Here is an 8547-nt window from a genome sequence, read left to right as displayed (position 1 = left end):
GTCCACAGAGGGTAGTCAGCGCTGGTGGGGTTACCCGCCAGGCACCGCGGCGCTGCGTGACCTGGATGCCCCCGGGAGCCGGCGCGGGCGCGGGCTAGCGGGGGTCCTCCCCCAGGGCGATCGGCCGCCGACGATCCGCCGACCACTGCGACCACGACCCCGGGAACAGCCTCCCCGCCTCGATCCCGGCCACCTCCATCGCCGCGAGCGCATGGCAGGCGTGGATGCCGGAACCGCAGTAGACCACGGTGTTCTTTCCGCTGGTCACCCCCACGTCGGCGAACATCTGACGGATGCGCTCGGCGGGAAGGAACCGCCCGCTCTCGTCGAGGAACGACGACGTGGGCAGATTGACGGCGCCCGGGATGTGGCCGGCCCGCGAATCCATCGGCTCGGTGTGGCCGGCATAGCGCTCGGCAGCGCGGACATCGATCAGGACGCCCTCCTCGGGGCTGGCCTCCGTCTCGTCGATGTCGGCCGTGCGCATGTGATCGAGCCTGAAGGTGAAGTCGCCGCGCTCGACCGGGTTGCCCGGCCCCACCGCCAGGTCCTCGCCCTCGGCGATCCACGCCTTGAGACCGCCGTCGAGGAGGTAGACGTCCTCCTTGCCGGCCCAGCGCATCAGCCACCAGGCGCGCGCCGCGGAGGTGTTACCGGAGTCGTCGTAGATCACCACGCGGCTGTCGTTGTCCACCCCGGCACGACGCAGGGCGTCCTCGAGATCATCGGGCGAGGGCAGCGGGTGGCGGCCCTCGCGGACGTTGCGCTGGCCCGCGAGCTCGGTGGGTAGATCGACGTACTGCGCGCCGGGGATGTGGCCGGAGTAGTAGTGCTCCCGGCCGCGGGCATCGCCGAGCCGCCAGCGCACGTCGAGGATCACAGGGGTGGGAAGGCTCGCCACGTCGCTGATCAACTCGCGCGCCGTGACGAGGAGGGGACTGACCTGGGTGTCGGATGCGGGTGCGGTGGCTCTGGTCACGGTTCCATGGTAGACGCGTCGACACCGGGGCGGATCCCCTCCTCGGGGGCTGATCCCTCACACCGGGCGCGTCGCGGCAGGACCGGAAGCTACGCATGGAGCTCCCAACGGCCTGATGGCCCACCGACTCGCCGCGTCGTCTCCAACGCCTAATCGTTTGCGCTGCGTAGGAGGGTAGTTCTGACCCGAATTAGTGGATTTGACTGGCAGGACAGGCCCGCGAGCCGAGCAAAGACTCTTACTCGACGACGACTGGCCAACTCCACAGGGGGGCCATTGATATCTCGATCGAAGGGCGAGAACGGTTCCGGGGCGATTCCGTCCTTCTAATCCTGCAATTGCTCGAAATGTGCGACGTGTCGTATGTTCGGATGAAGATCGCCAGAGTTTATTGTGGGCGCCTGGACGGTGTACAACACTACAGGCATGCGACCTTCCTCATCCTTTACGAAATTCATCGCGGTCATCGCCGCATCCGCGACCATCGTCGGAATTGCGCCCGGAACATCGTCGGCACAACTTCCGCCGCTGCCGCCCCTCCCGAGCATCGAGGAGATTCAAGCAGGTGCGGCGGCCGCAGCCGTCGTCATCGCAGCCGCTGCAGCAGCGTCTTCTCAGCTGAACGAGACGGGCGGCATCAACAGCGACTCACTCGGCAACACCGTGAGCGGATCCCAGAACCAGGGACCGGGGAATCCCCCGATTCCCGGGACGCAGACTACCTATCTGCGCGCTATGCAGACAGTTCGAGGCGGAGCAGAACCCACCAAAGGGTCAGTCAACATCAACGGCAGGACATATGCCCAGTCGGTGTACACCAGCCAATTCATGACTACGTCGACAAACTATCAGTACGACCTGGGCAAGGACTGGAGCAATTTCCGAGCTACTATCGGCCTTTCTGATACTTCTCACCCCGATGCGAGATATCAGTTCAGAGTATTCGTCGACGACCAGCAACGTGGATCGTGGGCGATGAGGCTCGGACAAGCTCAGGACATCAACATCAACGTTTCCGGTGGCCTCCGCCTGAAACTCGAGGTGACAAAGACCGCAGCAAACGGCAACAACGCCAATGCAGCCTGGGGCGACGCTCGCGTCACGCGCTGACCGGCTGACACGACCACCTCCAATCATGAAAGGCTAGGGATCACGGTGATCGGTTGCGATCAAGCGGGCCCCGGACAGAATTGCGTACCTCCCGACGTGGCGATGAGTGAGGCAATGAGGAGCCTTCTCCCTACGATCGACGTCTTCGGAATGCCGATGGACCTCGGCTGGATCGTCATTCCGGCGATGCTCCTCGTGGTCCTCACCATCGCGTAGAACACTCTTCGGGGGACCAGTGGGTTGCCCGCGCGAAGGGCTCAGCTGACATCGCACCGGAGTCGTGCCGGAGCGCTGATGCAGCGAGCCCAGAGCCACCACGGGAAAATTGAACGGGCCCGACTGCTACCTCGTGGTGGTCGAACGGCTCAGTGATTGTGGATCCACACCACGGGCCCGGCCACCTCGAAAGGTGGCCGGGCCCCTATCCGGACATCATCAGCTCAGCGTGAGCGACTCCCCGTCCTCGGCGAGGGAGACCCGCACGGTGTCGCCGTCGCGGATGTCGCCGGCGAGCAGCGCCCGGGCGAGCTTGTCGCCGATCGACTGCTGCACCAGCCGGCGCAGCGGGCGGGCGCCGTAGGCGGGATCGTAGCCCCGCCGGGCCAGCCAGCCCTTGGCCGCGTCGTCGACCTCGAGGGTCAGTCGACGTCCCTTGAGGCGCCGCGCGAGTTCGTCGATCTGGATGTCGACGATCGACTCGAGTTGCTCCTCGCTGAGCGCGTCGAAGACCACGACGTCGTCCAACCGGTTGATGAACTCCGGCTTGAACGCGCGTTTGACCGCGTCCATCATCTGCTCGCGCGAGCCACCCGCGCCCAGGTTCGACGTGAGCACGAGGATGGTGTTGCGGAAGTCCACGGTCCGGCCCTGGCCGTCGGTGAGACGACCGTCGTCGAGCACCTGCAGGAGGATGTCGAACACGTCCGGGTGCGCCTTCTCGACCTCGTCGAGCAGCACGATCGTGTACGGACGCCGGCGCACCGCCTCGGTGAGCTGCCCACCCGCCTCGTAGCCGACGTACCCCGGAGGGGCACCCACCAGACGCGAGACGCTGTGCTTCTCGGAGTACTCGCTCATGTCGATCCGGACCATGGCCCGCTCGTCGTCGAACAAGAACTCCGCGAGCGCCTTGGCCAGCTCCGTCTTACCCACGCCCGTGGGGCCGAGGAAGAGGAACGACCCGGTGGGCCGGTTGGGGTCGGCGACCCCGGCGCGAGCCCGGCGAACGGCATCGGACACGGCCCGGACCGCGTCGCCCTGGCCGACGACCCGGCGCGCGATCTCGTCCTCCATGCGCAGGAGCTTCTCGGTCTCACCCTGGAGCATCTTGCCCACGGGGATGCCGGTCCAGGCGGAGACCACCTCGGCCACGTCCTCGGGCCCGACCTCCTCCTTGAGCATGGCGTTCGAGGCGGCCTCGCTCTCCTCCGCCTCGGCGAGTTGCTTCTCCAGCTCGGGAAGCCGGCCGTAACGGATCTCGGCGACGCGCGCGTAGTCGCCGTCGCGCTCGGCCTTCTCCGACTCCGTGCGCAGGGCGTCGAGCTCCTCCTTGACCTTCTGCACGCCCTGGATGGCGGTCTTCTCGTTCTGCCAGCGGGCGGTCAGTTCGGCGAGCTTCTCCTTGGAATCGGCGAGTTCGGACTGGAGGGCGACCAGACGGTCCTTGGACGCGGCATCGGTCTCCTTCTGCAGCGCCACCTCCTCGATCTCGAGCCGACGCACGATCCGCTCGGCGGCGTCGATCTCCTCCGGTCGGGAGTCGATCTCCATCTTGAGCCGACTCGCGGCCTCGTCGACCAGGTCGATCGCCTTGTCCGGGAGGAACCTCTGGGTGATGTAGCGGTCCGAGAGCGTGGCCGCGGAGACCAGCGCGGAGTCGGTGATGCGCACGCCGTGGTGCACCTCGTAGCGCTCCTTGAGCCCGCGCAGGATGCCGACGGTGTCCTCGACACTCGGCTCCCCCACGTAGACCTGCTGGAAGCGACGCTCCAGGGCGGCGTCCTTCTCGATGTACTTGCGGTACTCGTCGAGAGTGGTGGCACCGACCAGCCGGAGCTCGCCGCGGGCGAGCATCGGCTTGATCATGTTGCCGGCGTCCATCGACCCCTCACCTGACGCGCCCGCGCCGACGATGGTGTGGATCTCGTCGATGAAGGTGATGATCTGGCCCTCGGAGGCGGTGATCTCGTCGAGCACGGCCTTGAGCCGCTCCTCGAACTCGCCGCGGTACTTGGCACCCGCGACCATCGAGCCCAGGTCCAGCGAGAGCAGGGTCTTGCCCCTGAGCGACTCGGGCACGTCGCCGTCGACGATCCGCCGGGCCAGGCCCTCGACGATGGCGGTCTTGCCCACGCCGGGCTCGCCGATGAGAACCGGGTTGTTCTTGGTGCGGCGGCTCAGGACCTGGACCACGCGCCGGATCTCCGAGTCGCGTCCGATGACCGGGTCGATCTTGCCGTCCCGTGCCCGGGCCGTGAGATCCGTGGAGTACTTCTCCAGCGCCTGGTACTGGTCCTCGGGGTTCTCGGTGGTCACACGGGTGTTGCCACGCACCGCGGCGAATGCCTTCTTCAGCGCGTCCTCGGTGGCGCCGAGCTCGTTGAGGAGCTTGGCCGCGTCACCGCCGGTGTGGCCCGCCGCGATGCCGACCAGGACGTGCTCGGTCGAGACGTAGTCGTCGCCCATCTCGGTGGCGAGGGTCTGGGAGAAACTGATGACGGCGAGGGCGTCGCGGTTGAAGTTGGGGGCGGCCAGCCCCGAACCGGACGCGCTGGGGTAACTCGCGGTGAGGGCCTTGGCCTGGCTCAGAGCCAGCTTCGGGTCCACGCCACAGGCCTGCAGCAGGGGCGTGGCGATCCCGTCCTGCTGCTCGAGCAGTGCCACGAGGAGGTGTCCCGGACGGACATCCGGGTTCCCTGCCGCCGAGGCGGATTGGACGGCGGCCGACAGAGCCGCCTGGGTCTTGGTCGTGGGGTTGAACTGGCTCATCGACCGGTCCTTTCTTCGACGTGTTCTTGAGCGTACTCGGATCAATACCGGCCCACAGCAGGACCGGACAGTACGTAGAACCTCGCGAGCCTTGAGTCTATTCCGCTCAAGTTAAGAGATCGGGGACGAATACCGACACCACCGCAGCCTTCGCCCGCGCTGGGCCATGGCGACCAGTTCGCGCTCCGCCTGGTGGGAAGCCTCTGACGATCCCCCTCAAAGGGTGGTGACGACCTCGTCGTAGTCGAGCCGGGGCAGTCGGTCGAACCAGGCGTTCTCGGCCGGTGTGCCGATGTTGATGGCCACCAGGACACGATGGCGGCCGTCGGGGAAGAACTCCCGGGCGATCGCCGGGGCGTCGAACCCGGTCATCGGCCCGGCGGCGAGACCCGCAGCGCGGATGCCCAGGATGGTGTACCCCACCTGCAGGCTCGCGTTGAGCTCGGCCGCGCCGGCCCGCGCGGCCTCGTCGGAGAACAGGTCACGGGCCCCGGGGAAGTGGGGGAAGAGCCGGGGCAACTCGTCGTGGAAGTCCACGTCAGCGGCGAGTAGCGCGACGGCGGGGGCGGAGGCGGTCTTTGCCCGGTTCCCCTCGGCGAGGTGCGGGAGCAGGCGGGCCTTGGCCTCCTCGGAGCGCAGCACGACGATCCTCAGCGGCTGGTTGTTCATCGACGTCGGCGCCCACTTGACCAGGTCGTAGATCGCGCGGAGTTGCTCGTCGGTCACGGGCTCGTCGGTGAACGCGTTAGCGGAACGGGCCTGGCGGAAGAGCAGGTCCTGAGCAGCGGAGTCCAGCTGTAGGGAGGCCTGAGCCTCAAAAGATGTTGTCATATCTACTAGAACTCGGGAAGGGCCCATCCGAATCCCGGCCGAACGGTGACGTCCGTCACCCTGCGGGCCTACGCTCACCTCATCATCCGCTCACCTCATCGTCGTCGTCACGCTCCGGAGGTCCGCCATGCCCACCCGCCACCGCCCCGCGATACTGACCGCCACCGCGACCGCCGCCGCGCTGTCCCTGGCCCTCGTCTCCGGCTGCGCCGCACTGGACCCCAACCAGGGCGGTGACACCACCTGCGCCGATTACATGGAGATGCCGCCCGAGGACCAGCGCGAGGTGATCACCACCTTCCTCGACGAGAAAGGACAGTCTGATCCCGCCGGCATGGAGGTGACGCTGAACCAGGAGTCCGCCAAGCTGTACTGCAGCACCGTGGGCCAGGCGAGCGACCCGATCCGCAACATTGACACGGGTTAGTCCCCACCACACCCATTCGCCCGCCCGCTACGAACTATTGGTGACAATGGTCGGAGTGGAACAGGAGGCGATCTGATGAGGAACGGCGTGGTCGTCGACATCGGCGGCAGCGGGACGCGCATCGGTGCCGTCATCGACGGCCGTGTGGTCGGGGTGCACGGGGCCGAGGTGGCCACCGCAGAGGACCTGGCCGGCGTCATCCGCGCCGTCGATCCCTCCCCCAGCGGCGTCGGCGTCTCGGTGAGCGGACACGTCGACGCCGACCGCGGGGTCATCGAGGCCTCCCGGGCCGCCGCCTGGGCTGAGGGACCGATGCGCTCCCAGTTGGTCGACCTCCTGGACGCCCCGGTGTCCGTGATCGGCCACGGCGATGCCCATGCCCTGGCCCTGACGCAACTGCCCGACGTCGAGTTCGGTGGCATCGCCATCTCGCTGGGGACCACCCTGTCCTTCGGCGCGCTCAACCGCCACGGTGCGCTCATCCATCCGTGCGGCCACACCGGGTGGGACCTCGGTCACTGGCGCCTGGTCGTGGACGGCGGCACCACCGAGGCGTGGTGGGGCCTGGGCGGGCACGGACTCTACGACCTCGAGCGGGAACACGGCGACGGCGCCGCCGAGATCTACGCCCATCGAGTGGGATCCTTCGTCGTCGACGCCGTCCAGCTGTTCCGGCCCCGCACGGTCCTGCTCACCGGCGGGATCGTTGTGGGCCTGGGCGAGGCTCTGCACGGGCCGGTCGCCGAGCAGCTGCACACGCTGCCGCACACGATTCCGGCGCCGCGGGTCGTCTTCTCCCCCTCGCGGGACACCGCGCTGTTCGGGGCCGCGGTGGCCGCGGGGTTGGCGATGCCGGCGGTGCGGTGACCCCTACTCGATCAACCCCCGCAGGTCCTCGGCGGTGAGCGCGGCGGAGAAGTGCTCCCCGCTGTCCAGCACGGAGGCGAAGAGCTCGGCCTTTCGGCGCTGGAGCTCGATGACCCGTTCCTCGATGGTGTCGCGGGCGACCATCCGGTACACCAGCACGGGCCGGGTCTGACCGATGCGGTGCGCCCGGTCCACGGCCTGCGCCTCGGTGGCCGGATTCCACCAGGGGTCCAGCAGGAAGACGTAGTCGGCGCCCACGAGGTTCAGTCCCACTCCCCCGGCCTTGAGGCTCAGGCAGAACACCTGCGCGCCGCCCTCGGTGAACTCGCCGACGGCACCGGCCCGGTCGGTGGTGCTGCCGTCGAGGTGAGCGACGGTGATCCCTTCGGCGTGCAGTCTGTCGACCACTGTGTCGAGGTAGCTGGTGAACTGGCTGAACACCAGCGCCCGGTGCCCCTCGGCCACGACTTCACGCAGCGAGGCGACCAGCTCGTCGGTCTTGGCGGAAGGGATGGAGGAGTGTCCCGGGTCCACCAGCGAGGGGTCCAGGCACAGCCGTCGCAGGACGGTCAGCCCGGCGAGGATGCTGATGCGGTTGGAGTCGAAATCGTCGAGCAGCGCCAGCAGCGAGGCCCGCTGCCGGGCGAGTTCGCGTTCGTAGACCCTCCGGTGCGCAACCGTGAGCTCGACCTCCAGCACCGCGTCGGTCCGGGGTGGCAACTCTCCGGCCACCAGCTCCTTGCGGCGCCGCAGGAGGAACGGCCGGAGTCGGCGGCGCAGGCGACGCAGTGCCTCCGCGTCCCCGTCCTTCTCGATGGGGGTCCTGAACAGCGCGCGGAAATCCGCGGCGTCGGGCAGGACTCCGCGGCAGGACAGGGCCGCGATCGCCCACAGCTCGGTGAGGTTGTTCTCCATGGGGGTGCCGGTGACGGCGAGCAGGAAGTCCGCGCGCAACACCGCGAGCGCGGCGAACAGCTTGGACGAGGGGTTCTTGGCCTGCTGGGCCTCGTCCAGGATCACTCCGGCCCACCCGATCCCCGCGTAGGCCTCGGCATTGAGCCGCAGCACCGTCGCGGAGGTCACGACGAGGTCATGCGCGGACGCGTCCTCGGCCACGGTGGTGGGCGACGTGGTCTCGGTGGCGGAGCGGCGGGCCACGCGCAGTGAGGGCACGAACCTGCGGGCCTCGGCCTCCCAGTTGGGCACCACGGACGAGGGCGCCACCACGAGGAACGGCCCCGGGGAGTCGGAGACCGCCTCGGCGACCGTCCCGGCGCCGGAGGCGGGGCGGTCCTCATGAGCCTCGTGCGCGTGAGCGATCAGCGCGAGCGCCTGGACCGTCTTG

At 68.2% G+C, this 8547-nt stretch carries 7 protein-coding genes; 3 read left to right on the top strand and 4 right to left on the bottom strand.

The window, feature by feature from the left end; genetic code table 11:
- Positions 1-94: 94 nt before the first annotated feature.
- On the bottom strand, positions 95-979 hold the full coding sequence (locus G6019_RS02300; RefSeq protein ID WP_107757453.1) for a sulfurtransferase: 885 nt from the start codon (positions 977-979) through the stop codon (positions 95-97).
- A gap of 426 nt (positions 980-1405) precedes the next feature.
- On the opposite strand from G6019_RS02300, the gene G6019_RS02295 reads away from it, so the two are divergent.
- On the top strand, positions 1406-2089 hold the full coding sequence (locus G6019_RS02295) for an NPCBM/NEW2 domain-containing protein (protein ID WP_182612287.1): 684 nt from the start codon (positions 1406-1408) through the stop codon (positions 2087-2089).
- Positions 2090-2524: 435 nt separating this feature from the next.
- Here the strand turns inward: G6019_RS02295 and clpB are convergent, their stop codons facing one another.
- Both clpB and G6019_RS02285 read right to left on the bottom strand, forming a co-directional pair.
- Complete coding sequence (gene clpB / locus G6019_RS02290; RefSeq protein WP_107757455.1) at positions 2525-5077, bottom strand: ATP-dependent chaperone ClpB; 2553 nt, start codon at positions 5075-5077, stop codon at positions 2525-2527.
- 216 nt (positions 5078-5293) lie between these two features.
- Positions 5294-5908 carry a malonic semialdehyde reductase gene (locus G6019_RS02285; RefSeq protein WP_182612288.1) on the bottom strand — a complete coding sequence of 205 codons (615 nt, stop codon included), beginning with the start codon at positions 5906-5908 and terminating at the stop codon, positions 5294-5296.
- A 127-nt stretch (positions 5909-6035) separates the two neighbouring features.
- Here G6019_RS02285 and G6019_RS02280 point away from each other — a divergent pair, with 127 nt between their 5' ends.
- Together G6019_RS02280 and G6019_RS02275 are read left to right on the top strand one after the other, a co-directional pair.
- On the top strand, positions 6036-6335 hold the full coding sequence (locus G6019_RS02280) for a hypothetical protein (protein ID WP_107757456.1): 300 nt from the start codon (positions 6036-6038) through the stop codon (positions 6333-6335).
- Positions 6336-6410: 75 nt separating this feature from the next.
- On the top strand, positions 6411-7202 hold the full coding sequence (locus G6019_RS02275) for an ROK family protein (protein WP_107757457.1): 792 nt from the start codon (positions 6411-6413) through the stop codon (positions 7200-7202).
- A 3-nt stretch (positions 7203-7205) separates the two neighbouring features.
- Here G6019_RS02275 and G6019_RS02270 read toward each other — a convergent pair.
- A partial coding sequence (locus G6019_RS02270) for a DEAD/DEAH box helicase (protein WP_182626966.1) occupies positions 7206-8547 on the bottom strand: 1342 nt, incomplete at its 5' end.

It is taken from the genome of Dietzia sp. DQ12-76, from assembly GCF_014145045.1.
Classification (GTDB): Bacteria; Actinomycetota; Actinomycetes; order Mycobacteriales; family Mycobacteriaceae; genus Dietzia.
The sequence above is the reverse complement of the archived record's forward strand: the minus strand, read 5'-3'. Positions and strand labels throughout refer to the sequence as shown.